Annotated in this window: 23 protein-coding genes, 1 tRNA gene and 1 pseudogene; 13 read left to right on the top strand and 12 right to left on the bottom strand. The window is 39.8% G+C overall.

The window, feature by feature from the left end; genetic code table 11:
* Positions 1-117: 117 nt before the first annotated feature.
* The 5 genes from JZY04_RS16605 to JZY04_RS16585 form a co-directional block, all read right to left on the bottom strand.
* A complete protein-coding gene (locus JZY04_RS16605; protein WP_122141520.1) occupies positions 118-759 on the bottom strand; it encodes a CatB-related O-acetyltransferase in 642 nt (213 codons plus the stop codon).
* Positions 760-773: 14 nt separating this feature from the next.
* Entirely contained in the window at positions 774-2,066 is a 1,293-nt protein-coding gene (locus JZY04_RS16600) for an MATE family efflux transporter (RefSeq protein ID WP_122141521.1), read from the bottom strand.
* A gap of 238 nt (positions 2,067-2,304) precedes the next feature.
* On the bottom strand, positions 2,305-2,778 hold the full coding sequence (locus tag JZY04_RS16595; RefSeq protein ID WP_122141522.1) for a DinB family protein: 474 nt from the start codon (positions 2,776-2,778) through the stop codon (positions 2,305-2,307).
* Between the two features lie 83 nt (positions 2,779-2,861).
* The gene (locus JZY04_RS16590) at positions 2,862-3,695 is read right to left on the bottom strand and encodes a helix-turn-helix domain-containing protein (RefSeq protein ID WP_122141523.1); all 834 of its coding nucleotides are present in this window, start codon (positions 3,693-3,695) and stop codon (positions 2,862-2,864) included.
* 80 nt (positions 3,696-3,775) lie between these two features.
* Positions 3,776-5,827: a 3'-5' exonuclease gene (locus JZY04_RS16585; protein WP_122141524.1), complete on the bottom strand. Its 2,052-nt coding sequence runs from the start codon at positions 5,825-5,827 to the stop codon at positions 3,776-3,778.
* Positions 5,828-5,953: 126 nt separating this feature from the next.
* Here JZY04_RS16585 and JZY04_RS16580 point away from each other — a divergent pair, with 126 nt between their 5' ends.
* Both JZY04_RS16580 and JZY04_RS16575 read left to right on the top strand, forming a co-directional pair.
* Positions 5,954-6,547 carry a phosphoglycerate mutase family protein gene (locus JZY04_RS16580; protein WP_122141525.1) on the top strand — a complete coding sequence of 198 codons (594 nt, stop codon included), beginning with the start codon at positions 5,954-5,956 and terminating at the stop codon, positions 6,545-6,547.
* A 55-nt stretch (positions 6,548-6,602) separates the two neighbouring features.
* Positions 6,603-6,906: pseudogene (locus tag JZY04_RS16575) on the top strand (TIGR04076 family protein).
* Positions 6,907-6,939: 33 nt separating this feature from the next.
* Here JZY04_RS16575 and JZY04_RS16570 read toward each other — a convergent pair.
* Complete coding sequence (locus JZY04_RS16570; RefSeq protein WP_122141526.1) at positions 6,940-7,704, bottom strand: response regulator transcription factor; 765 nt, start codon at positions 7,702-7,704, stop codon at positions 6,940-6,942.
* A 227-nt stretch (positions 7,705-7,931) separates the two neighbouring features.
* On the opposite strand from JZY04_RS16570, the gene JZY04_RS16565 reads away from it, so the two are divergent.
* From JZY04_RS16565 to JZY04_RS16540, 6 genes are all read left to right on the top strand, one after another.
* A complete protein-coding gene (locus JZY04_RS16565) occupies positions 7,932-8,246 on the top strand; it encodes a helix-turn-helix domain-containing protein (RefSeq protein WP_122141527.1) in 315 nt (104 codons plus the stop codon).
* A complete protein-coding gene (locus tag JZY04_RS16560) occupies positions 8,233-8,526 on the top strand; it encodes a DUF3876 domain-containing protein (RefSeq protein WP_122141528.1) in 294 nt (97 codons plus the stop codon). The genes JZY04_RS16565 and JZY04_RS16560 overlap by 14 nt, the downstream gene beginning before the upstream one ends.
* Before the next feature lie 53 nt (positions 8,527-8,579).
* On the top strand, positions 8,580-8,873 hold the full coding sequence (locus JZY04_RS16555) for a helix-turn-helix domain-containing protein (protein ID WP_122141529.1): 294 nt from the start codon (positions 8,580-8,582) through the stop codon (positions 8,871-8,873).
* A 92-nt stretch (positions 8,874-8,965) separates the two neighbouring features.
* Entirely contained in the window at positions 8,966-9,493 is a 528-nt protein-coding gene (locus JZY04_RS16550) for a GNAT family N-acetyltransferase (protein WP_122141530.1), read from the top strand.
* Between the two features lie 328 nt (positions 9,494-9,821).
* Positions 9,822-10,961, top strand: a complete 1,140-nt coding sequence (tcmP, locus tag JZY04_RS16545; RefSeq protein ID WP_122141531.1) for a three-Cys-motif partner protein TcmP — start codon at positions 9,822-9,824, stop codon at positions 10,959-10,961.
* Positions 10,948-11,682: a DUF5131 family protein gene (locus JZY04_RS16540; protein WP_122141532.1), complete on the top strand. Its 735-nt coding sequence runs from the start codon at positions 10,948-10,950 to the stop codon at positions 11,680-11,682. Before tcmP ends, JZY04_RS16540 begins: the two co-directional genes overlap by 14 nt.
* 86 nt (positions 11,683-11,768) lie before the next feature.
* Here the strand turns inward: JZY04_RS16540 and JZY04_RS16535 are convergent, their stop codons facing one another.
* The 4 genes from JZY04_RS16535 to JZY04_RS16520 form a co-directional block, all read right to left on the bottom strand.
* The gene (locus JZY04_RS16535) at positions 11,769-12,989 is read right to left on the bottom strand and encodes a site-specific integrase (RefSeq protein WP_122141533.1); all 1,221 of its coding nucleotides are present in this window, start codon (positions 12,987-12,989) and stop codon (positions 11,769-11,771) included.
* Between the two features lie 243 nt (positions 12,990-13,232).
* Positions 13,233-13,305 (bottom strand) — tRNA-Lys (locus JZY04_RS16530).
* 94 nt (positions 13,306-13,399) lie between these two features.
* On the bottom strand, positions 13,400-14,539 hold the full coding sequence (locus JZY04_RS16525) for an AI-2E family transporter (protein ID WP_122141534.1): 1,140 nt from the start codon (positions 14,537-14,539) through the stop codon (positions 13,400-13,402).
* A 63-nt stretch (positions 14,540-14,602) separates the two neighbouring features.
* Positions 14,603-15,202, bottom strand: a complete 600-nt coding sequence (locus tag JZY04_RS16520) for a thymidine kinase (RefSeq protein WP_005778531.1) — start codon at positions 15,200-15,202, stop codon at positions 14,603-14,605.
* A gap of 4 nt (positions 15,203-15,206) precedes the next feature.
* Here JZY04_RS16520 and JZY04_RS16515 point away from each other — a divergent pair, with 4 nt between their 5' ends.
* From JZY04_RS16515 to JZY04_RS16495, 5 genes are all read left to right on the top strand, one after another.
* The gene (locus tag JZY04_RS16515) at positions 15,207-15,980 is read left to right on the top strand and encodes a hypothetical protein (protein ID WP_220577437.1); all 774 of its coding nucleotides are present in this window, start codon (positions 15,207-15,209) and stop codon (positions 15,978-15,980) included.
* An 18-nt stretch (positions 15,981-15,998) separates the two neighbouring features.
* Positions 15,999-16,673, top strand: a complete 675-nt coding sequence (gene rsmI / locus JZY04_RS16510) for a 16S rRNA (cytidine(1402)-2'-O)-methyltransferase (RefSeq protein ID WP_122141536.1) — start codon at positions 15,999-16,001, stop codon at positions 16,671-16,673.
* Positions 16,674-16,708: 35 nt separating this feature from the next.
* Positions 16,709-17,566 (top strand): hypothetical protein, encoded by an 858-nt coding sequence (locus JZY04_RS16505; protein ID WP_005810598.1) that lies wholly within the window; start codon positions 16,709-16,711, stop codon positions 17,564-17,566.
* Positions 17,567-17,656: 90 nt separating this feature from the next.
* On the top strand, positions 17,657-18,349 hold the full coding sequence (locus tag JZY04_RS16500; RefSeq protein WP_005778523.1) for a YjjG family noncanonical pyrimidine nucleotidase: 693 nt from the start codon (positions 17,657-17,659) through the stop codon (positions 18,347-18,349).
* Between the two features lie 56 nt (positions 18,350-18,405).
* Positions 18,406-19,050, top strand: coding sequence for a MarC family protein (locus tag JZY04_RS16495; protein ID WP_005778522.1), 645 nt, complete (start codon positions 18,406-18,408; stop codon positions 19,048-19,050).
* Between the two features lie 109 nt (positions 19,051-19,159).
* Here JZY04_RS16495 and JZY04_RS16490 read toward each other — a convergent pair whose 3' ends face one another.
* Both JZY04_RS16490 and JZY04_RS16485 read right to left on the bottom strand, forming a co-directional pair.
* Positions 19,160-20,755, bottom strand: a complete 1,596-nt coding sequence (locus tag JZY04_RS16490) for a SusD/RagB family nutrient-binding outer membrane lipoprotein (RefSeq protein WP_122141537.1) — start codon at positions 20,753-20,755, stop codon at positions 19,160-19,162.
* Between the two features lie 11 nt (positions 20,756-20,766).
* On the bottom strand, positions 20,767-23,748 hold a 2,982-nt coding region (locus JZY04_RS16485), incomplete at its 5' end, for a SusC/RagA family TonB-linked outer membrane protein (protein WP_370635136.1).

Below are 23,748 nucleotides of genomic sequence, written 5' to 3'. Positions count from 1 at the left end.
CAAATTCCTGCTTCTTACAAATATAGTTCACTGGCATGAGTTCTAAAATAGCGAAATGTAGCTATGCAGAAGAACTGTGACTTGCATCAATCCTTGTTAATGTTTTCTTTATATAGTTCATAATCTCTCTTTATTTCTGGTAAGTAATTCATTGATTTTTCCCTCCATAATATATGGCAAACACTGGCGTATATTATCAGCAGACCAATCCCACCATTTCAGCATGAGTAATTGTTGAATTACCTCTGCGTCAAAGCGTTTTCGTATTTCTTTGGCAGGAGTACCGCCCACAATGGTATAAGGTGGAACATCTTTGGTCACAACTGCACGTGCGGCAATAATTGCTCCGTCACCGATATGAACACCTGCCATAATCACAGCTTCGTAGCCGATCCATACATCATTGCCGATTACAATATCGCCTTTATTGTCCCATGCAGTAGTAATATTCGACTTCTCCAATTCCCATTCTTCATAGAATAAAGGGAAGGTATAGGTAGACAGAGATTTCAATGTATGATTCGCACAATTAAACAGAAACTTCGTGCCACAGGCAATAGAACAGAACTTGCCAATGATTAACTTCTCCCGATGGATGGGATAATGATAAAGCACATTGTTCTTCTCAAACAGCAAGGGATTAGCTACAAAATCATTGTAAATGGTATAATCGCCTACCTCAATTTGAGGATCTTTAATCACGGCATTCAGATAGACTGTTTGGTTATCTCCGGTGCGTGGATATATTTTTGTCATCATAACTTGATTCGTTTTTAATAGTGTTTACTTTTCAGATAAATAATAGATTGCAGTGCCAGCAGAATCACAAACAGATATTCTGCCGTCAAGTAGAGGGCTAAAGATGCTTCTATACAGAAGCTCAACCAGTAGAGATACATTAAATAGACACAGGTGGTTGTCACTTGGAACAGAAAGGTGATTTTGGTTTTTCCCGTTCCCCCGACCGCATTGAGATATACATAGCCGGGTAGTGCAAACGTGTAATTCAATAGCATCACCACGAAAGGAGCAAATGCTAATTCTATCAATAGTTCATTATCGGTGTAGAAACTGACAATCCAACGGTTACAGAGTAATGCAACTACTACCAATGGGAAGCCAACAGCATAGCCTAATTTCAGGATCTTGTGACAAATCGGGAAAAGCTCGTTTCTCGCTCCGGCTCCAATAGCATTGCTCACCAATGATCCTGTAGTGACGGCAAAGGAATTGGCTATTACGAAAAAGATTGCCGATACGCTTCGGGCGATATTGGAAATAGCTAACTCTGTTTTCCCTAAATGCTCGATTGCCACGAAAAATAGAAACCAAGGGGCTACGCTGATAAAAGCATGGAGCATACTCCACACAGACAGATTCAGGACTTTGATAAGTAACCGTCCATCATACACGGGTTTCAATCCGTATTTTTCTTTGTCTATCTTCGCTCCTGTGTAGAGACAAAGCACAATTAAAGAACCCATTTCCGCTAAAGATGAAGCGATGGCTGCTCCCGAAATACCTAATTCCAGTGTAAATATTAAAAAGTAGTTCAGCGGGATATTAATCGCCACCGCAGTAACAGCCGACCACGATAGGGCTTTTGTGTGCGTTATTCCAACGAAGAAAGACCGGATAGCCAGAAAAGGAAATGAGAACAACAGCCCGAAGCTGCGCCAGTCCAAATAGCGGACTACCGCCTGATAAATCTCCGGTGAGGAAATTAACCGCTTCAATAGATAAGGAGAAACGGCATGAATCAGCAGGCAAAGCAAGACGGCTAATCCCGATAAAAAGAATAGCCCCTGAAAGAAAGTCTTTCCTGTTGCCTTATAATTCTGTTCCCCGTTTCTCCGGGCAATCATCACTTGAAGTCCAATACTGAACCCGAAGCCCAGCATATAGACTGCCAGATAATAAATTCCGGCAATAGCGGATGCTCCCAATTCCACCTCGCCTACGTGACCTAAAAAGACAGCATCCGTTATATTGATTAACTGCTCCATTAAGATGCTCATCATGACCGGAAAGTTGATGAGCCATATTTGTTTATATGTATAATTCATTGCTCAACTGCAAAATAGCACGATACAAACAGACCTGCATAACATGGTCTGCCAGCTCGTAAATTCATAAATAAAAGGATGTAAAATCTCTGTGGCAAATAAATCGTTATTTGTCAAATAGCTGAATAGCTTTTTTGAAGGGGGCTATTCGCAGGAGCGTAGCTATATACAGAGTTTCATAAGAAGTGAATACTATTTGTTAGTTGATATAGCGCAAATGTATGAAAAATTAAGAAATTCAACCTATCAATTCATGGATTTCTTTTATATGCAGGTGCAAATGTCCCAAATATCCCTCTATCATTTCTCTTAATGTAACCTTTGCTCCTGTAAAGTCGCACCAGCAACTATCCAGCCTGTTCTTATCTACCGAATTAATTACTTGGATGATGTGCAGATTGTAGCACTTCCACAACTGGATTAAGTTAGCCCAGTCTGCATTTTGATAATCTTGCAGAGCAATCCACAAGTCATTATCCTGTGTATAATCAGGGAAGAAAAGCAGGTCTTTGCTATATTGCAGCCGAACCATGCGTTGGTGATTATTGGATGCCGAATCAATCAAATGACCGAGAATCTGCTTGATGGTGCGATTCTGCGTATTTCGCCTTTGTGTGATAACCTCTACGAGTAAACTACTTAACAATTTCTCTTCTGCTTCAATAACCTGTGCAATGCCATCGGTTATATGTATAAAATTACTTTCTTGCATAACTTTCTAATTTTAAATACTTCTACAAAAGTAAGTTCTTTGCCGATCATCCACTTGTAAAAAACTGACTTTATCACAAATGACTACGCACGACTATGCGAGTTAATAACATTCAGCCTACAATCTTCGGAAAAGAATGTAGAATACGGAGAACGGGAAGATAGGTATTGAGTAGGCGAACAACCTGTAAACTCTTTAAAGTCTTTCACCAAGTGCGAAGAATCATAAAAGCCACACGAATAAGCCAGGTCTACAAACTCCATCCCCGGATGATTCTGCAACAGATACAGTGCCCGCTGAAAGCGAACTACCCGATAATATTCTTTAGGGCTCATTCCTATATAGTTGGTAAATACTCGCTTGAATTGCCTATATCCCAAAGAAGCACTTTCAGCAAGGGTATTCACATCAATTTGTGGTTGATTGATTATTTGACAGATAGCGTGCTGCGTTCTTTGGTCGTTACAATTTGCATCGACCAACCGTTGCATAAGGAAGCGCTCAATCAACCGGATGCAGGTTTCAACGGCTGGTTCGGCAGAAATATTTCGTTTCAGGTGATTCAGTTCAATATCTTCCAAATCTTTTACATCTATATAATGGTTGTAAAGTTCACTCATAGAACACCGCACAAATGGATTCAGCCCCAGAGGATGAAATATAACGGCAATCATATCAATATTACCCTCTGAAATCAAACTCCCATACGTTGAGAACTGTCCCCGAATGAAATTCTTCGGCTGTAAACCTTTTGATTGGATATTCAGATTTTCACCCCGATGGAAAACAAGGTGTACGCACCCCGATGGAATAGTCTGTACCATTACTGGCTCTACTTCATCGGTCTTTAGTACCCAATAGTATTTAATGTATTGGGAAAGTACAGGTGACGGATATAAAATCTTGCTTTCTCTCATCGTTATTTCGTTCATCTGCTGTGCGCATGGCGGTAAATATAGAGGTTAATCCCCGCATAACAATAGAGTAAGCCGAAAATTTAGATGAATGGCGTGTGTTTTGTTCCGCTATATGTCAGTGTTAAACGGTGCATTGCCCTCGTGATCGCCACATATAGTATACTCCGGTCGATTTCTGAATGATAATTTCTATCGTCTGCCTGTGGAATAATTACCTCATCAAATTCCAAACCCTTTGCCATGTGGGCAGAGGTGATAACAATACCCTGCACAAAAGCTGAACTTTGGCTCGATAGGAAATGAATATCAGGAATTTGTAATTTATCTGCCATCTCACGGGCTTGCAATTCGGTTTTGCAGACAATCCCCAGCGATTTATAGGCGGATGCCTGATAGGTAGCTATTAAATCTTTAATAGCAGATAGTTCTTCTTTCTCATTATTAAATTGTAGTACTCGTGGTTTCTCTCCGTGCCGTGCGACTGGTTCAAGATCGGTATTTGTCCGTATTTTCTGTGCAAAATCTGTGATTTCGCAAGTAGAGCGGTAACTTTTGCATAGCTTCATCACTTCACCTGTGACAAGAGCTTTCTGAATCATATCCGCAGTAGACGAGCCGTAAGGATTAACTGACTGACTGGCATCGCCCAATACCGTTTTCCGGCAAGGGAATAGTTTTTGTATCACCTTGTATTGGATTGGAGAATAATCTTGCATTTCATCTACCAGTAAATGTTTAATACAGTTCTTTGTACTACCTTCCAAAACGATATGTAGATACGCCATTGGTGCTAAGTCAGCATATTCAAGTGTGCGATTCTTCCGCATTTTAAATAGTTCCGGCTTACCCGCCCATGCGAAGAAATCTTTATAGACTTGCAGGTCATTGTTTCCGGCAAACATTCTCTTAATCTCTTTTTTTAGGAAATTCCGTTCGGCAGTCGTCACTGTGAAAGCGTACTGTACTTTCATCATATCAAGAATATAATCCGTCATTGCCTCGAACCGTTGGCGCATGGGGTAGCGGTTGAAACGGTGGAATTGCTCTTCGATAAATTCAGCCGGGACGGTGATATGTTTGGTTAGCTTCACATCCTCTGCTCTAAAGTAGTGGTTTTCGATGTGCAGAATGAAGCGATCCAGACTGGCGATGAAGTCGAAAGATGATTTATATTTGATTCGCTCAATAAAGTCCGGTGTTGGTTTTGTCAGCAATTCATTCACTTGCTCGAAAAAACTAAGGTATTTGTATTTGTGATTCAGCACTTCGGAAAGTATCTGTTCCATGCTGGATTCGGGTACGATTTCTTCACCCAGTTCGGGCAGGACGTTAGAGATGTAATCGGCAAACACCTTGTTCGGAGAAATAATCAAGATGTCTTTTGAAGATATACTGCCCTGAAAAGCATACAGCAAATAGGCGATGCGGTGTAGGGCAATAGAAGTTTTGCCAGAACCTGCTACACCCTGAATGATGAGTGTTCGGGCTTCCTCATTACGGATAATCCGGTTTTGTTCTCGCTGGATGGTGGCAACAATATTCTTCATCTTATCATCCGCATTAGAACTCAGTTCCTTTTGCAGAATATCATCGTGGACGGTCAGCGCACTTTCGATCATGAATTCCATCTTTCCAGCCCGGATTCGGTATTGGCGTTTCAGGGAAATTTCTCCATTAATTTCTCCCGATGGGGATTGATAAGATGCTTCGTCCAGTTCGTAATCGTAGAACATACTTGAAATAGGTGCTCGCCAATCATAAATTACCGTTGTCCGGCTTTCAGTATCGTGAAAGGTGTGGATGCCAATATAAACAGGGATTATCGGACGGTTCTCGTTCTTTTCTTGAAAGTCGATTCGTCCGAAGTAGGGAATATCCACTATTTTGGCAAGCCGTCGGCGTTTGTCAATTACGCTTTCACCTATGGCAAAATGATTCAGGATACTTTCACGCATGGAGCGTATCTCATGCGGATCAATATCTTTATTGCTCCAAAGGTAGTCTTTGTACTCCGCCAATGTATCTACATGGTCTTTCACGGACACATCGGTATGGCTGATTATCTGCTTCAGCCGATTGATTATTTGCTGCAAATAGCTTCTTTCTTGCTTCTCTGTTTGATTGAATACCATAGTAATTTATTGCTAAAGGATGAAATTAGAGTCAAAACGGTGCGCAAAATTACTGCAATCCAACAGGATAGGAAATGGCTATTTATAGCTATATATCCATAAGTTTTGTATCTTTGCACGCTCAAAATGAACGACATGGATATTATTGAACTTGCTCTACATAATCAGAAAACTGCTTGGAATATACTGGAACATACTGGTATTATCCCGGCATGGGAACGTATTGGGGCAACCGTCCATCTGGTAGGCTCACTCAAATCCGGTCTGCTGGCAAAGAGTAGGGATATAGACCTACATATATATACCGATACATTGGATATTGCAGCCAGTTTTTCAGTGATGCAGGAACTTGCCGAACGGATTTCTTTAAAGGAAGTCCACTATAAGAATCTGATTCAGACAGAAGAAGAATGCATCGAATGGCACGCCATTTACGAAGATGAGGACATGAACACGTGGAAGTTCGACATGATCCATATTCGTAAAGGCTCAAAATATGATGGTGTGGTTGAAAAAGTAACTGCTGCTATTACGAACCGACTTACCCCTGAAATCAAGCAAACCATCATTCAAATAAAATTCGAAGTGCCGGACGGTGTGCAGATTCCCGGCATAGAAATCTATCATGCTGTTTTCATGGGTGGAGTTCGTAGTTACGAAGAACTGGAGCAATGGAGAAAAACCAATCCGCTGACAAATAGTTTGGATTGGTTGCCGTAATGGAAAATACGTTTAAAGTGCCCTACAAATATATCGTATGTGACAAATCTTGAAAATGAAAAAAATTAGAATAACAGCTATAAGAAAGGTGCAGCATAGTGATTTGTCGGCTATGTACGAAAATCCTATTGAACACGCTTGTGATATTGAACAAGGTACAACCTTTATTTCAGTTGATGGGGCAGAAACCGGAAGAACTGTGTGAAAGCGCATGGGGTTCAATGAGCTATTTTGTTACGGAATTAGCCAATGGGGGCGGCAACTTCTATGATGGGTGGATGAAAAATCCGCACTCAGCAATGATTTCATGTAACGATGGTTTTCGTCCTGTTAGTTTTTATATTGAAGTGATTGAATAATGATGTACCTTAAGATAAAACGCCAGTGCTTAGTTAATAGAGAATACCGAAACTTTCTGCCCGGTTGATAGCTTCAATCACATTATCGACATTCAGTTTTGCCAATATATTCTTGCGGTGATTGTTCACCGTGTAAATACTTAGGTTCAGCTTATAAGCAATCTCCTTGCTCAAAAAGCCCTGTCGGATTAATAAGAGTATTTCTTTTTCCCGCTTGGTTAATTGTTGGTCTGTCGGAACAACTGCCGATGTAAGTATCTCACCCGTTTTCCGATTTATAATCGTCCGCTTGATTCGCTCCATAGGTGTTTGGTCAGGTGCAATATCCATCACTCCCATAATCATCCACGCCTTTCCGTTCTTGTCTTTCTGAATCACTTGGTGGCGACTGATTACATTCACATATTCCTGCCGGGCGTTCAGCATACGAATTTGGAATATCTGCTGATAATCATTTCTTTGTTCTTGCGGAAGTGAATAGATGAACTGCCCGTGTTCAATCTGGTGCTCGATGAGTTGTGCCCGGTCGTCCGGGTGAATCCGTTCCTCTAATAAATCACCCTGCTTCCGAATCGTCTTTATCCATGTAGGGTTATATCCGAAGATAGTAGCAAAATTATCGGATGCAAAATCGTATCGCTCTTTGAAAACATCTACCGTAAAGATGCAACTTTGGCTCATTTGTGAGAATGTCTGTATAGATGCTCTGCGTTCATTCCACAAATCATAGTCCACATCCAGCGGACTAATCTGCTGTCTTGCCCATAATTCTTCGGGAGTTATCTTATTGGTAGTCATGTGGCAAAGATAAGCGATAAATCTTTTCGTATCTCTATTTCCATTTGACTTTCTATGTAAATGCGTTCAAAAAAAGAATATCCTATGAGTATATTCCAAATGAATTGAGCCAGAGATAGACAGGATATACCACTTTCAGACAGTTTTGAAAACGGCTCTTGATTCTTCTTTCATTTGCCGATGAAAATAGAATCAACACGTTTTATAAACCATTTAAAATTAGAAGTATGGAAGTAGTAACCATTGAAAAGAGAACCTTTTCGTATGTCTGCGAACGGTTCACCGAGTTTGCCAAACGAATAGAAAGTTTGTGCAGTACTCATACCCAGAAAGTAGAAAACTGGCTTGATAGTCAGGAAGTATGCCTGTTGTTGGGCTTTAGTAAACGAACGCTGCAATATTACCGAAGTAGTGGACGGCTGGTTTATTCTCAAATTGGGAGCAAGATCTATTATAAGTCTTCCGATATTGAAAGAATTATTGCGGACAGTGAAACACAAAATCAATTACCCAAACAAATTATGCCTTATGAAAAGAACTAAAGAAGATTACCCGTCCTTCAACCTGTTTTCTATTGTCGGCACATGGGGAAGCGTTAATCTGAATCCTACGATAATCATTTATCGTAGCGATAAAGAGTATCTTCTCTCTATTATATATGTATCGGAAACCACTAAACAGGCTTCACCCGCTACTTATGAGATACAGCAAGATGGTAGCCAGTATTTTATTACCATTGCATCCAAACGGCTCTATGTAGATTATGATCCGGCAAAAGACGTACTTAGTATTTCATCGCTGGGTGACTATCTGCGCAACTAGTCTGCCATCTAGCCATCTTGAAATCAATATTTCAATAAAACAATCGTTCAATCATGGAACTAATAAATAAAGATACCCCACAAGTCAAAGAATTTATTTCTTCGCTCGATTTGATGCTGGACGGCATTGAATCTATTGTCAAGCATTACAAACCCCACCTGAATGGGGAACGCTTTCTTTCTAACAATGAGGTTTCCAAAAAACTGAATGTCAGTTTGCGAACCCTGCAAGAGTGGAGAGATACAGGACTAATCCCCTTTATCCAGATAAAAGGTAAAATCATCTATCGCCAGAGCGATATTGATAAACTGCTCCAAAAGCACTACTTTGAAAGCTGGAAAGAATAACTATCTAAAAGAGTATGATTTCCACTATCTTAAAAGGAAACCTCTTTTATTAAGGTGGAAATTATACCTTTGCATCCCAAACAATTGAAATTATGAAGTTTGTAATAGAATCCGGTACGACTGCCGATATTGACGAATTAGAAAAGTTGTATGATGATCTGAATGATTATCTATCAGCTACTACCAATTATCCCGGATGGATAAAAGGCATTTATCCTATCCGTGAAGATGCTGTTGTTGGCATAGAAAATAATACTCTTTTTGTTGTCAGGTATGAGGGGAAAATAGCTGGCTCTATTATCTTAGACCATCACCCCGATGAAGCCTATAATAATGTAAGGTGGAAAATAGAAGCTGACTACAGCCATATTTTTGTGATACGCACTTTTGTGGTGCATCCCTCATTCTTAAAAATGGGTATCGGTCGTGCTTTGATGGACTATTCGTTTGAACTGGCTCAACAATCAGGTATAAAATCTATCCGTTTGGATGTATATGAAAATAATCTTCCGGCAATTTCACTCTATGAGAAATGCGGTTTTGAATACATTGATACTGTAGATTTAGGCTTTGGCAACTATGGGCTGGACTGGTTCAAACTGTATGAGAAACTTGTTTAAACCCTAATCAAGTGTGAGACGTTTTCCTCATGTCAGCCCCGAAAACATTGTTTTTCGGAATTTAATTTGAATCATTGACTTTTCCAGTGAAGTATTTAGTCTGTGCAAGTCTTTAGATGAAAATACGCTCGAAATGTAATGAGAGGAAGATTTTCATCTAAACCGAAGGCTTGGACTTGAACAGGCTAAATACGGAACTTACCTTTGTCAATGCTTCATATTAAGTTTTGGAACTTTCATAAAAAAGATAGTTGCAGAAGAAATTCTTAAAAAATAATATTACCTCAAACGTAATTAATGTATATTTGCAATTACTAAAAGAATCCTCATGGTAAAAAAAGAATTTCATAACCAACATAGTAATGGGACTAAAGTAAAACTTGAAATCTTTGATAAGTATTTCAATGAATGCCTACCTGTCTTTATTCATACATCTTTCTGTAAGGACATATTTATTTATGATTTGTTTGCAGGTAAAGGAAAAGACCAAAATGGGGAATTTGGAACATCATTGAATATTATTCGAGGTGTGTCTCGTCATTGCCATGCAATTTCTGAAAAGAATAAACGTGTTTATATTATTTTGAATGATAAAGAGCAGAGTAATGAGTTGTCCAGAAATGTAGATGAATATTTGGCATCTTGTAAATGTGATTGTGATTTGGATGAATGCGTTTTAAAACATAATGTAGATGCTTCTTCATCCAATGTAATAGTCAAAAGTGAAGACTTTACAACTTATTTCAATAATGTTATCTATCCTGTTTTATGTAAAAGAAAGGAATGTGCTAAGATAATTTTCTTAGACCCTTTTAACTTTATTATGGATGATACGCTTTTTAAACAGCTAACATCTTTAAAATCCACTGATTACCTATGCTTTATGCCTTCGTCTTATTTGAGACGATTTAAGAAAACAGATGCTTTTAATTCTTATATAGATAAAGATAAGCTCCTTTTTGACGAAAGTCGTCCAAATGAATGCCATAGAGTTATTGCTAGATATTTTGAATCTTTGGTTGCTGATAAAGAATATTATGTAGGCTATTTTTCTATTAAATATAATAAAAATATATATGGGATTATATTTGGATCTAATCACTCCTTCGGTGCGGAAAAATTTCAAAAAGTTTGTTGGGATATAGACAATGTAACTGGAGAGGCTGATTATAATATTGATAAAGAGATAGTTTATAATGGACAACAATCTTTATTTGAAGAACATAGTATTCCTCGAAAAATTAAAGAGTTTAATGAGTTGTTGACTAAATTAATAAAAGATAAGATGATTATAACTGATGTTGATGCATATAAGTTTGCGCTAAAAAACAGGTGTCTGCCTAAACACGCAGCTGATGTTTTAAAACAACTAATGAATCAAGGTGTTATTAATGTATTTAAGACTAAAACATCTGATATTCATAAAATAAAAATACCAACCAATATAGTATACAATGAAACAGTCTAAGATAGAATGGACAGAAGCGACTTGGAATCCCTCAATAGGTTGTTCGAAGGTATCTACGGGGTGTGTGAATTGCTATGCCGAGGTTATGGCTAAAAGACTTCAAGCTATGGGAACTCCTGGGTATGAGCATGGATTTGAATTTACAATTCTTCCCGAACGATTAGATGTGCCATTAAAAGTAAAGAAACCAACAAAGTTTTTTGTAAATTCTATGAGTGATTTATTTCATGAAAGAATGCCTTTTGATTTTCTTGATAAAATTTTTAGTGTTATTAAATCTACTCCACAACACCACTATCAAATATTGACAAAGCGTGCTGAAATTTTGAAAGAATATTTTAAAGATAGAAAAGTGCCAAATAATGTGTGGTTAGGTGTTACCGTTGAGTCTCCTGAAAATAAGGGAAGAATTGATATTTTAAGATCTATTGATGCTAAAATTCGTTTTATCTCCATTGAACCTTTAGTTGCTGATGTTGGAACGTTAAATTTTAAGCATATTCATTGGGTGATAGTTGGTGGAGAAAGTGGTAATAGAGCTAGACCAATGAAAGAAGAATGGGCATTAAATGTAAAAAAACAATGTGAAGAGCAGAATGTTGCTTTCTTTTTTAAGCAGTGGGGAACATGGGGAGCTGATGGCATAAAACGTAACAAGAAAGTAAATGGTAGTGAACTTCTAGGAAAACATTGGAAAGCTGAACCAGCTTTGCTAAAATAGGAAGTCGTATAAATAGCTAAAGAAAAGGATTGAGAAAATGAAATTCATTCTTCCCAATCCTTTTTCTATATTGGCTACTGCCTCAATTATATAGCCAATTCCGACAGACAGCTATTTACTTTTTGCATATCCTTGAAAATATTCTGATCCAGTACCCGTGCATAGTGTTTGGTTACGCTTGTATCTGCGTGTCCCAACATCTTAGCAACATTCTCCATGCTCACGCCATTTGCTAGGCATATAGAGGTGGCATAGGAATGCCGGGCTGAATGTGTGCACAGATTTTTCTGTAACCCGCATACATCGGCAATCTCTTTCAGGTAGCTGTTCATGCGCTGATTGCTCAATACAGGCAATAGTTTTCCAGTACATTCTGCCACATTTTTATACTTTTCAAGTATAGAAGCTGCCACAGGTAGCACAGGAATGTTACACATGATTTTTGTCTTTTGGCGGTTCTTTCTTATCCAAAGTTCCCCTTTGTTGTCTTTTACCAAGTGTTCAGGTGATAAGTCTTTCACATCGCTGAACGCCAAACCGGTAAAAATGCAAAAAACAAAAACATCTCGTACTTGTTCTACTCGCTTAATGGTGAACTCTTTGGCAAGAATGATCTTAATCTCGTCCATTGTCAGAAATTCAGGATCGGTTTCTTCCAGTTTGAAGCGGTAGTAAGCAAACGGATCTTTCTTTATCCAGTCGTTTTCTAAAGCAATGCGGATTATCTTTTTCAAATTCTTCAATCGGGTGATAGCAGAGTTCTGCGCACAACCTTTTTCAATCTTCAAGAAAGCATCAAACTTAGAAATGAAGTTGGCCTCCAAGTTATTCAGGGCAATATCTGATAGCTGATATTCTTTCTTAATGAATTCCTCCAAATATCGGGTAGTGGTTTCATACCGTTGAACGGTCTTACTAACGAAATCTTTGCCAATTAACTTACGGCTTTGTTCGTTATGCTCTCTGAATACCTGCAATAGTGTTTTGCTATCTTCGTCCACACGATAAAACAACTTTCTCACGAGATCAACAGTGATAACCTTGCCGGAAGTTTCCAGTTCTCTATAAATTTGGTGTATGTGTGAACGTGTGATTTCCAAGTAGTGGTTCAGTTCCACCGACATACGGTCTTTGCCTTTTGAATTCTCTTTTGCCTGATTCCAAAGGTTTACGCGACAGCTTCTTTTGATAGAAATATCTACCATACAGCCATTTACAGTGATTCTCATGCACACGGGTGCTTCACCGTTCTTTAATAATTTGCCTTTCTTGATGAAGAACAAAACAGAAAATGATTTACGAGCCATTTTTTACATCGTTTTTAGAGTTACAAAACTATGTATTCTCTTCCAAAGTACGACCATGCAAAAAGCTATGAATCAGTGATAAAGATGCAAATTCGTGGGACTTTTTTGAACTAAATTTTACTCCCACGATTTATCCACCGATAATATGCTTGAAATGGCTATTTTCTGCTACCTGCTAGAAAAAAGAAATCCCTGATAATGTCTGATTATCAGGGATTTGCTTGATTTTTCTTGTTGTTTCAGTGATCCGCCTGGGGCTCGAACCCAGGACCCCAACATTAAAAGTGTTGTGCTCTACCTGCTGAGCTAGCGAATCAATCCTTATTTGCGTATCAGTTATTTCCTGATTGCGGGTGCAAAGGTAGTGACTTTTTTTATATCTGCAAGCTTTTGGGTGAAAAAAGTTTTATTTATTTTTCGTCATCTCCCTCTATCTTCTGATTATCAGATGTTTCATGTGTGTCGTATTTTATTCTCTCTTTGTTGATGATGAAACGTTGATAATAGGAGAGCATTAGGGTGGTGAGCGGAAGTGCTATGATCATACCTAACATTCCGAGCAAGGATCCCCAGATGGAAAGAGATAAAAGAATGATGGCAGGGTTGAGCCCTGTGATCTTTCCCATGATTCTTGGGACAAGGAAACCATCTTGGATGGCTTGAACAACAATAAAAACAACGAGGGCACCTGCCAGGATTACCCAGAAATTCTCACCGGTATCAGCAGCTTTTAGGATTGCTAATATGACGGTAGGCAAGAAACCGATAATCTGCAGATATGGAACCATATTGAGGGCACCGATGAAAAGTCCCAAGGCAATAGCCATCGGAAAGTCGATGATCAGGAACCCAATGCTGAACAAGATGCCGACACAGAAGGCAACAAGTGCCTGGCCGCGGAAATAGCGATTCATTCCATCCTGTATGTCATTGACCAGATTGGATGCAAAGGTACGGTATTTGCCTGGTAATAGGTGAAGCCATCCTTCTGCGATGGATTCATAGTCGAGCAAGATGAATACCACATATAATAAAATGATGAATGAAGCGAATACGCTAAACAGAATATTAATAGATTCCGCAACGAGTGCCCAAAGTTTAGGAACAGTCTCTTTAATGGTATTCATTATATTTTCTTCACTTAAGATTCGGTTCAGTGCCTGAAGGTCGATATGTCTGTGGATAAATTCCGAAAGAGTAGGAGGCACTGTTTCGGAACGATAAGCACCATTAGTCAGATAAGTAACCAACAGATCGTTCATTCGTCCTATTTCGGCAAGCATTGGGGGCACTAAAAGGTAAAAAATGGCAATTCCTACTATGGTAATGCTGAACAATGCGCAGAAAATAGAAATGATCCTGCTTTTAAAGCGTAATTTATACTGGAAAAATTTGACGAGCGGATAAATCATATAAGCGATAAGCCATGCCACAAAAAAAGGTAGCAGTACGCCGCTGAGCCTTTTAAAAAGTATCAGTAATCCCACAATGAGCGCACAGCAGATAGAACCACGTATGAAACTATCAAATGTAATCTTTTTCCTTTCCATAATAATCTGACGTTTGATGTGCGACCTCACCGGAAATGTCCGGGCTTTGCTACCGTGAGGTCATTATGATTTTTCTTTGTCCTCTTGCAGGGCTTTCTGGTAACACTCCCGACATAAAGGTTCGTATTCGGCTGTTTCACCCAATAGCACCTGTTTGTCGTTTTTCACCGTACGGTGTGAAAAAGAGGCCAATTGTCCACATTTTACACAAATGGCATGTACCTTGGATACTTCGTCGGCAATGGCACACAAAGCCGGCATCGGACCAAACGGTATGCCTTTGAAGTCCATGTCCAATCCGGCTATGATGACACGTACCCCATTGTTTGCCAATTGATTGCATACATCTATTAATCCACTGTCGAAGAACTGTGCCTCGTCAATGCCTACCACATCAATTTCGGATGTGAAAAGCAGTATGCTGGCTGAAGAGTCGATGGGAGTGGAGGAAATGGTATTACTGTCATGTGAAACAACGTCCCCCTCAGAATAGCGTGTGTCAATGGCAGGTTTGAATATCTCTACGCGTTGGCGGGCAAACTTGGCCCGCTTCATGCGACGGATCAGTTCTTCGGTTTTTCCTGAAAACATGGAACCGCAAATTACTTCAATTCTTCCTCTTCTTCTCGTCTCTTGTATATGATCTTCTGAAAATAATACCATGCTGATGTATGTTATAATTGGTTGCAAAAGTAATAGTTTTATTGGCTTCTCGGTGTTTTTTCATTATTTATTTCTACATTTGCGAAGTCATTCAAGAAGAAATTCAGATGTAGATATGCAAGCATTGTTGAACGATATAGAATTGGATATTCAGGAACTTAAATGCCTGATGGAGGCCGTTTCGCGTAAACCGGACTCTGCTTTGCGTGAAGTGGCAAAGAGAAATATTGTGCAAATGCGTGGCCGGTTGGACATTTTACTGGAACAGTTGGACCGGGGAGCACTACCGGAAAACGAACTTCCTGACCGGATTATAAATCCAATGCCGGAACCTGTGTTAGCAGCAGCAGAAGAAGAAGAAGAAGAAGAAATAGTTGTGGGTAACCCGGAGAAAGATGAAGAGCCTGTAATAGTTCCGGAGGCTCCGGAGATGCCGGAATCTGAACAATTGGAATTGCCTGAAGTGACCGTAGAACCGGCACAATCGGCTGAAGTATCTATGAAGATTGAAACCAATACGGCTTCTACACCTATTTTGGCCGAGCGGATTAAAACAGCTGGAGATTTACGCCGTTCAATCAGTCTGAATGATTCGTTTCGCTTTTCCCGTGAACTGTTTGGGGGAAGCATGGAGCAAATGAATCATGTGTTGCAACAGATTGGGGAGATGCATTCACTGGATGCAGCTCTTGTTTTCTTATCTTCTAAAATAAAGGTGGAAGAGGAAAATGAAGCTAAAGCTGATTTAGTGGAACTTCTCAAAAAGTACTTTATATAAAAACGCGATTATTAGGATATGGGAAAACTATATGTGGTACCGACGCCGGTCGGGAATTTGGAGGACATGACATTTAGGGCTATTAAAGTCCTGAAGGAGGTCGACTTGATTCTGGCGGAGGATACCCGTACTTCCGGAATCTTGCTGAAACATTTTGAGATTAAAAACGTGATGCAATCCCACCATAAGTTTAATGAACATAAAACGGTGGAGAGTGTTGTTAATAGAATAAAGGCAGGAGAAACCATTGCTTTGATTTCGGATGCCGGAACACCGGGAATTTCTGATCCGGGTTTTCTGGTAGTTCGTGAATGTGTGCGCAATGGTATCGAAGTACAATGTCTGCCCGGAGCGACAGCTTTTGTTCCGGCGTTGGTAGCATCGGGATTGCCTAACGAAAAGTTTTGTTTCGAAGGTTTTCTCCCTCAGAAAAAGGGGCGTATGACAAAATTGAAATCGTTGGTGGATGAACACAGAACAATGGTGTTTTATGAATCCCCACATCGTTTGCTGAAAACATTGACACAGTTTGCCGAATATTTCGGTCCCGGACGTCAGGTATCTGTGTCCCGTGAAATTTCAAAGATTCATGAGGAAACGGTTCGCGGGACTTTGAGTGAATTGATAGAACACTTTACCGTTACCGAACCCCGGGGCGAGATTGTGATTGTACTTGCAGGAATAGACGATTAATAATAACTTCATTTAAAAACGTAAAACGTAATCGTATGAAAAAGTTAGTAGTTTTATTAGTATGCGCAGCTATGTTGGCTTCGTGTAACGGCCTGGGTGGTGGAAGTAAGGACCTGAAGGCAGAAAATGATTCTCTTTTGATGGAGTTGACCCAGCGCAATGCCGAATTGGACGAAATGATGGGTACTTTCAACGAAGTTCAGGAAGGATTTCGTAGAATAAACGCAGCTGAAAGCCGTGTTGACTTGACCCGTGGCACTATCTCTGAGAATTCTGCAACCGCAAAACAACAAATAGCATCTGATATTGAATTCATCACGAAACAGATGGAAGAAAACAAGGCACAGATCGCTAAGTTGCAGGCTATGCTGAAGAATAGTAAGAATAATTCGGCACAATTGAAAAAAGCCGTTGAATCTTTGACCCAGGAGTTGGTTGCTAAAACTCAGCGTATCGAAGAGCTTCAGGCTGAATTAGCTTCTAAGAATATCCGTATTCAGGAGTTGGATGCTGCGGTAACCGGACTGACTGCCGATAAAGAGTCATTGGCTGCTGAAAATGAAGCCAAGGCAAAGACCGTAGCAGAACAGGATAAGGCCATCAACAGTGCATGGTTTGTGTTTGGTACTAAATCGGAACTTAAATCTCAGAAGATTCTTGAAAAAGGGGATGTGCTGAAGAGTGCGGATTTCAACAAGGATTATTTTACTCAGATCGATATTCGTACTACTAAAGAAATTAAATTATATTCTAAACGTGCTGATTTGCTCACTACTCATCCGGCTAAATCTTACGAGTTGGTTAAAGATGATAAAGGTCAGCTGACTTTGAAGATCACGAATCCGAAAGAATTCTGGAGTGTATCTAAATATCTGGTAATCCAGGTCAAATAAGTAGTATAAAACAAACGTAACTGATAAGGGCACGGACTACACAGTATGTAATCCGTGCTCTCTTTTTTGAAATGTACCTGATATATTAATATGAAATATAGAAACCTGTTTTTTGATTTAGATGATACTCTCTGGGCCTTTTCCCAAAATGCGTATGATACGTTTGAAGAAGTTTACGATAAATATGGATTGGGAAGGTATTTCGATTCGTTTTCCCATTTTTATTCTCTTTACCAAAAGAGGAATGCGGAGTTGTGGGTAGAATATGGAAACGGGGAGGTGACTAAAGAAGAGTTGAATCGACAGCGTTTTTTATATCCTTTGAAAGCTGTTGGCGTTGACGATGAAATGCTTGCAAAACGTTATTCTGACGATTTCTTTTTGATAGTTCCTACTAAAAGGCGGCTAATGCCGTATGCGGAAGAGGTACTTTCGTATTTGGCACCCAAATATAATTTGTATATTCTTTCGAATGGTTTCAGGGAATTACAATCCTGTAAAATGCGTTCGGCAGGCATTGATACATATTTTGATAAAATAATTCTTTCGGAAGATTTGGGAGTGATGAAGCCTTGGCCGGAAATTTTTCATTTTGCTTTGTCGGCTACACAATCCGAACTACGTGAATCATTAATGATTGGGGATAGTTGGGACGCTGATATTGTTGGTGCCCATGGAGTGGGAATGCATCAGGCTTATTATAATGTGTCCGGACGCACTGATTTTCCTTTCCGTCCTACTTATTCAATGACTGATTTGAAAGAGTTGGTGGAACTGTTGTAACATTTATAGATATATTGTATTTTTGCGTTCAATATAGAACGCATAAAAATACAACTATGGACACTCTCTTGCCTTTTGCTTTACTCTGTTTCACTTCTTTCTTTACATTGACTAATCCGTTGGGTACAATGCCCGTTTTTCTGACCATGACTCATGGTATGACTGATAAAGAGCGGCAAGCGGTTGTTCGCCGTGCCACTTTCGTTTCGTTTATCACTTTAATGGTATTTGTTTTTGCAGGGCAATTCCTTTTTAAATTCTTCGGTATTTCGACCAACGGATTTCGTATTGCAGGTGGAGTGATTATTTTCAAGATAGGCTTTGATATGTTGCAGGCACGGTACACTCCGATGAAATTGAAAGATGAAGAGATTAAAACCTATGCTGACGATATTTCGATCACTCCACTTGCCATACCCATGCTTTGTGGTCCGGGGGCGATAGCTAATGCCATTGTTTTGATGGAGGATGCCCATACCATTGAAATGAAAGGAACGTTAATTGGCATTATTGCTTTGATCTATTTTATTACCTTCTTGATTCTGCGTGCGTCTACCCGATTAGTTAAAGTGTTGGGGGAGACCGGAAATAACGTGATGATGCGTTTGATGGGACTTATTTTGATGGTGATTGCTGTTGAATGTTTTGTTAGTGGATTGCATCCGATATTGGTAGGTATCTTGAAAGAAGGGTTGCTATAAATCAGATACTGATTCGTTCAGAAAAAGAAGAATGCCCGGATACGTTTTATATGTAAATCCGGGCATTCTCTTTATTGTTTGATAAATACTTTAGAAAGCATTATGCTGATTAGCGGCTGCCACCGGCCCACCAAACCGGATCGGTATATACATACTGGCCGTTTCCGAATGCAGATTCTACGTTCGGGTTTGCACTTACATCATCTGCTCCATAAGGTGCGCGAAGTGGGAACTTGTAAGGGTTGTCCAGTTTGATATATTCCTCACCCATTGCTTTGAGGCGGCGTACATCGTTATAGCATTCTGTTGTCTCACCGAAGGCTCCAAGGAATGCAATATATTTCTGTACCATTACCTCTTTTACAGGATTGGCATCGAATAATGGTTTTACGTTGTTGGTGAAATACTCTTCTGCTTCAGCAGTTGTGATAGCTTTAGTAGTCTCTTTAACGCCTCCGTAACTTTTTACTGTAGGAGCGTTAAGTGCAGCTGTTACACCTGTTTCTGCATTTGCAATGGCTGCAACAATAGCATCTTTCAGAGCATCTGCCGCATCATTGGTCTTATTCAAGCGAGCCAATGCTTCAGCTTTCAGGAAAAGTAATTCATGATAGCTCATTAATAAGGTTGGACATGTTTGCGAATATACGAATATAGGAGTATTATATTCATATTTAACAGACTCTGCCGTACCATTATCGGCCATTAGGAATCTTGGATCATCTGCACCGGTTACTTGGATGGACACAGCTTTTTCTCCTTCAGTTACCTTACCTTGTCCAATGCAAAAGATACGGCGTAATCTCGGATCCTTACGTTCTATTAGTTTATCAGCGTAGCTTTTACTTGCAGCCAATCCGTCACGGCTCCACTGGAAGTCAAATAACGGGTTTAAGTTTGTTGCACTATAAATAGAGAAAGCAGCTTGATCCTGAATAGATGTATATGATTTCTCTATGTACTCTAAAATATTTTGTAAATCAGCTTCTTTTGAAGAAGAACGAGCTAACAGACGCATTGTATAACGAGCTTTCAAGCCGTATGCTAGTTTTAACCATGCTTCTCCGTCACCTTTATATATGAAGTCATACTCACCAATTTCATCGCTTTTGTCACCTTTGGGAAGATCAGTGATTGCTGCATCCAAATATTCCATAATGGTAGTATAAATAGCTTCTTGCTTATCTAATTCCGGAGTCATAAATTGGGGTTGTCCATTGACTAATTCCGGAAGAGCAGCCTGACTGAAAGGTGCATCTCCAAAAGAGTCTGCAATAAGTCCTGCATTGATTGCCGCCAATACTTCGGCGATACCTTTAGTTGTATAGTTGCCTTTCAATTCATTAGAGCTGATATTAATGGCGATACGTGCGTTTTTCAGTGTAGAGTATAAATTGCGCCATACATTGTTAAAAGTAGAGGATGCCGAGGGCTCTCCGTTACGTTTCTCCGCATTTGCCAATTGATTGTCTACTCCAACCATATGCTCTACGTAGGTAGAATAATATGTATTAAAGTCGCCTCCGATATTGCTAAATGCAGTTGCAGTGATTACGTCAGCCAAGATGAATTTGGCAGGTACACTGGTTGTGTGGTCTTTGTCTTCATTAATACGATCCATTGTATCTTCCGAACAGGAAGCAAATGCAACGGAAATCAATGCCACAGACAATATGCCTTTTGATAAATTAAATATTGATTTCATTTTTGTCCTTTTTAGAATTTAACTGTAATACCAAAACCATAGCTTGATGTTCCCGGGAGCGAGAAGCGTTCGAAAGCACCAGCCATGTTGTTATTTCCCTGTGATGATTCAGGGTCAATACCATTATCCATTTCTGACCAAAGCAATAAGTTACGTGCAAAGACGTTTACTGTTACGCCTAAGTACGACTTATCCAGTACCGGATAACTTAAAGCGATTTCGCGTAATTTCAGGAATGAAGAACCGTATACTCCGGCTTCAGAGATCGTACTCAATCTGTCGAAGTAATTATAAGCGTTCTCACCGCTGATTTTGATGTCATTAGGTGCGTAAGAACCATCTGCCAACTGTTTTACAGCCGGTTTATTGAAGTAGAAGTAATCAGCTTTACGATAGTCTGCTGATTTCTGGGTTACACCATAATAGTCGAGTGTTGACACAGTACCGGCATACATACATCCACCTTGCTTCCAGTCAAGTACTGCAGAGAGGCGGAACTTATAAAATTCAAAAGTAGTATTGAAGCCCAGTCTGAAGTCAGGAGATACACTTCCCAACACTCTGTTTTCACCTAATGTCGGCATACCGTTTTCATCTACAACAATCTGGCCTTCCTCGTTTCTTTGATAGCTTGTACCATAGATAACCGGGAATTTATCACCGGCACTCAGACGTACTTGCGGATCAACAAAACCTCCTAACATGATGCTTGATACACCCGGAGCTAATTTATCGACATAGTTGTCGATTTTAGAGAAATTGAATGCAAAATCCCAGTTGAAGTTCTTAGTTTGGATCGGATTTACACTCAAAGTGATTTCGTGTGAGTTTGTATGTACCGATCCACCATTTGTGATCAATTCGCTATATCCGGTAGAAGTAGCCAAAGGTACCTCGAATATCTGATCCTTTACATTCTGGCGTGAATATGTATAGTTCAATGAAACTAAACCGTTCCAGAAACTGAAGTCTGCACCGATTTCGTATGATTTGGTGTTCTGAGGTTTCAGATTAGGATCATAAATTTTGTAATATGGAATATATGAGCTGATCGATCCAATAGGATACTGGATAGGAGTTCCTGAAGAGAATCCGCCACCATAGACCGGAGTTTTATAGTAAGAAGGATAGTAAGTACCTGCCTGCCCTACTTCTGCATAAGAAGCGCGAATTTTACCATAAGTCAGAACATCATTCTTCAGTGCTTCCAATTCGGTAAAGATGAAACCAAGAGAAACGGAAGGGTAAGTGAATGAACGGTTGTTGCGTGGCATGGATGAAACAATGTCATTACGAACAGTAGCATTCAAATACAACATGCTACGATATGCTAATGAAATGTTACCGAAGTTACCAACGGTACGCTCGCGATGGTAGGTTCCTGTAGACGAATAGATTGATGCGTTAGCTATATGGTTCCATCCTGGGAAATTGAAGTTATTTCCGAGGTTGTATTTGTATTTTGAAGAATTATCGACTAATTCATTACCATATAATACATTTAAGTCAAGTTCCGGAGTGATTTTCCAGTCATAAGTAACAGTTAACAATGAATTTATTTCATTGTTTGTAACGCTCTGCTCTTCAATGCTACCTGTTCCGTTGGAGTGTCCATATCCCCATGTATCGGTATAGTTAGTGGTATAAGCATCGGTACCTAACTGGTATTTTACATCCAGTTTATGATTTTCTGTACCGAAATCAGTAGAATATTTAGCAAATGCATTTCCAAAAAAACGTTGAGTACGTTCTTTAAAAGAGTTATTTTCAACGGCCCAATAAGCACCATCAAAACCGCCTGTTGAACGATACGTGTTTTGTGTATAAGGATCTCCATCAATGTGTGATGGGATACCGGCTAAATCGTAGCTGGACGGTGCACCATATACAGTTGCCAGGATACCATTGTTGGCACCGGTTTGCTTTTTGATTTTAGAATAAACGAAGTTTCCATTGAAACCGGTAGACCAATTCTTGTTCAATTGAGCTTGTGCAGTTAGTTTTGCATTATAGCGATCCATACCTGTAGAAGGTACAATACCGTTTGCAGTAGTACTTCCTAAAGACAAAGAGTAACTCCCTTTATCGAGGCTTTGTGCCACGTTTGCACTGCTGTTCCACGTTACACCTGTATTAAAGAAATCTTTAGCATTATCATATGCACGAGGAGTAGCCCATGGGTCCAGTCCTGCTTTGGCACGCTGGTCTACATAGTATTGCCCCTGATGTTTACCGTATTTCTGGGTATAGGTATTATCCGTATTGCCACCATATTTGGGATCGTTAGCCAGTTCTGAGATCAAAGGACCCCAAGAACGAGAATCTGATGGGCTAAAAGCACCATTAAATCCTTGTGCGAATTCTTTTTGGAAATCCGGCATAGTAGAAACCTTATCGAATGATAAACCAGTGTTGATGGTAACTTCCGGTTTACCTTTACGTGCACCTTTACCGCTCTTGGTAGTGATTACTACCACACCATTTGATGCGCGCATACCATACAGAGCAGAAGCAGCTTGACCTTTCAGGATGTTGATGCTTTCAATGTCATTCGGGTCGATATCTACCGCACGGTTTGCATAGTCAGAGCCTGTGACAGAGTTGAAAGTATCCAAGTCTGTAGATGATGAGATAGGCATACCATCCACAACATACAGGGGAGTGTTATCTCCTGTAAACGAGCGTGATCCGCGAATAGTCATTTTGGAAGAGGCACCCGGCATACCTGATGACGGTGAGATCTCCACTCCTGAAACTTTACCTTGTAAAGCGCTGGAAAGGTTACTACTTGATGCTTGAGTCAGCTTATCTCCTTTCACATCTTGTACGGCATACCCTAACGCTTTTTTCTCTTTTGAGATACCCATTGCTGTTACTACGACTTCGTCAAGTGCCTTAGCATCAGTCTTTAATATCACTTTGATTATCGGTGCAATTGCTACCTCAGCAGTCTGCATACCGATATACGAAATCTGCAAAGTCTTTGCAGAACT

Source organism: Bacteroides sp. 11BF (genome assembly GCF_019633765.1).
In the GTDB taxonomy this organism is placed as follows: Bacteria; Bacteroidota; Bacteroidia; order Bacteroidales; family Bacteroidaceae; genus Bacteroides; species Bacteroides hominis.
This window is presented reverse-complemented; position numbering and strand designations above follow the sequence as displayed.

Bases quoted from the DNA above. Each gene is read 5' to 3' on its own strand.
- JZY04_RS16590 (WP_122141523.1), bottom strand. From the start codon at position 3,695: ATGAGAGAAAGCAAGATTTTATATCCGTCACCTGTACTTTCCCAATAC.
- JZY04_RS16570 (WP_122141526.1), bottom strand. From the start codon at position 7,704: ATGACTACCAATAAGATAACTCCCGAAGAATTATGGGCAAGACAGCAG.
- JZY04_RS16605 (WP_122141520.1), bottom strand. From the start codon at position 759: ATGATGACAAAAATATATCCACGCACCGGAGATAACCAAACAGTCTAT.
- JZY04_RS16490 (WP_122141537.1), bottom strand. From the start codon at position 20,755: ATGAAATCAATATTTAATTTATCAAAAGGCATATTGTCTGTGGCATTG.
- JZY04_RS16595 (WP_122141522.1), bottom strand. From the start codon at position 2,778: ATGCAAGAAAGTAATTTTATACATATAACCGATGGCATTGCACAGGTT.
- JZY04_RS16560 (WP_122141528.1), top strand. From the start codon at position 8,233: ATGAAAAGAACTAAAGAAGATTACCCGTCCTTCAACCTGTTTTCTATT.
- JZY04_RS16585 (WP_122141524.1), bottom strand. From the start codon at position 5,827: ATGGTATTCAATCAAACAGAGAAGCAAGAAAGAAGCTATTTGCAGCAA.
- JZY04_RS16565 (WP_122141527.1), top strand. From the start codon at position 7,932: ATGGAAGTAGTAACCATTGAAAAGAGAACCTTTTCGTATGTCTGCGAA.
- tcmP (WP_122141531.1), top strand. From the start codon at position 9,822: ATGGTAAAAAAAGAATTTCATAACCAACATAGTAATGGGACTAAAGTA.
- JZY04_RS16520 (WP_005778531.1), bottom strand. From the start codon at position 15,202: ATGGTATTATTTTCAGAAGATCATATACAAGAGACGAGAAGAAGAGGA.
- rsmI (WP_122141536.1), top strand. From the start codon at position 15,999: ATGGGAAAACTATATGTGGTACCGACGCCGGTCGGGAATTTGGAGGAC.
- JZY04_RS16580 (WP_122141525.1), top strand. From the start codon at position 5,954: ATGAACGACATGGATATTATTGAACTTGCTCTACATAATCAGAAAACT.
- JZY04_RS16505 (WP_005810598.1), top strand. From the start codon at position 16,709: ATGAAAAAGTTAGTAGTTTTATTAGTATGCGCAGCTATGTTGGCTTCG.
- JZY04_RS16500 (WP_005778523.1), top strand. From the start codon at position 17,657: ATGAAATATAGAAACCTGTTTTTTGATTTAGATGATACTCTCTGGGCC.
- JZY04_RS16515 (WP_220577437.1), top strand. From the start codon at position 15,207: ATGTATGTTATAATTGGTTGCAAAAGTAATAGTTTTATTGGCTTCTCG.
- JZY04_RS16535 (WP_122141533.1), bottom strand. From the start codon at position 12,989: ATGGCTCGTAAATCATTTTCTGTTTTGTTCTTCATCAAGAAAGGCAAA.
- JZY04_RS16525 (WP_122141534.1), bottom strand. From the start codon at position 14,539: ATGGAAAGGAAAAAGATTACATTTGATAGTTTCATACGTGGTTCTATC.
- JZY04_RS16555 (WP_122141529.1), top strand. From the start codon at position 8,580: ATGGAACTAATAAATAAAGATACCCCACAAGTCAAAGAATTTATTTCT.
- JZY04_RS16540 (WP_122141532.1), top strand. From the start codon at position 10,948: ATGAAACAGTCTAAGATAGAATGGACAGAAGCGACTTGGAATCCCTCA.
- JZY04_RS16495 (WP_005778522.1), top strand. From the start codon at position 18,406: ATGGACACTCTCTTGCCTTTTGCTTTACTCTGTTTCACTTCTTTCTTT.
- JZY04_RS16550 (WP_122141530.1), top strand. From the start codon at position 8,966: ATGAAGTTTGTAATAGAATCCGGTACGACTGCCGATATTGACGAATTA.
- JZY04_RS16600 (WP_122141521.1), bottom strand. From the start codon at position 2,066: ATGAATTATACATATAAACAAATATGGCTCATCAACTTTCCGGTCATG.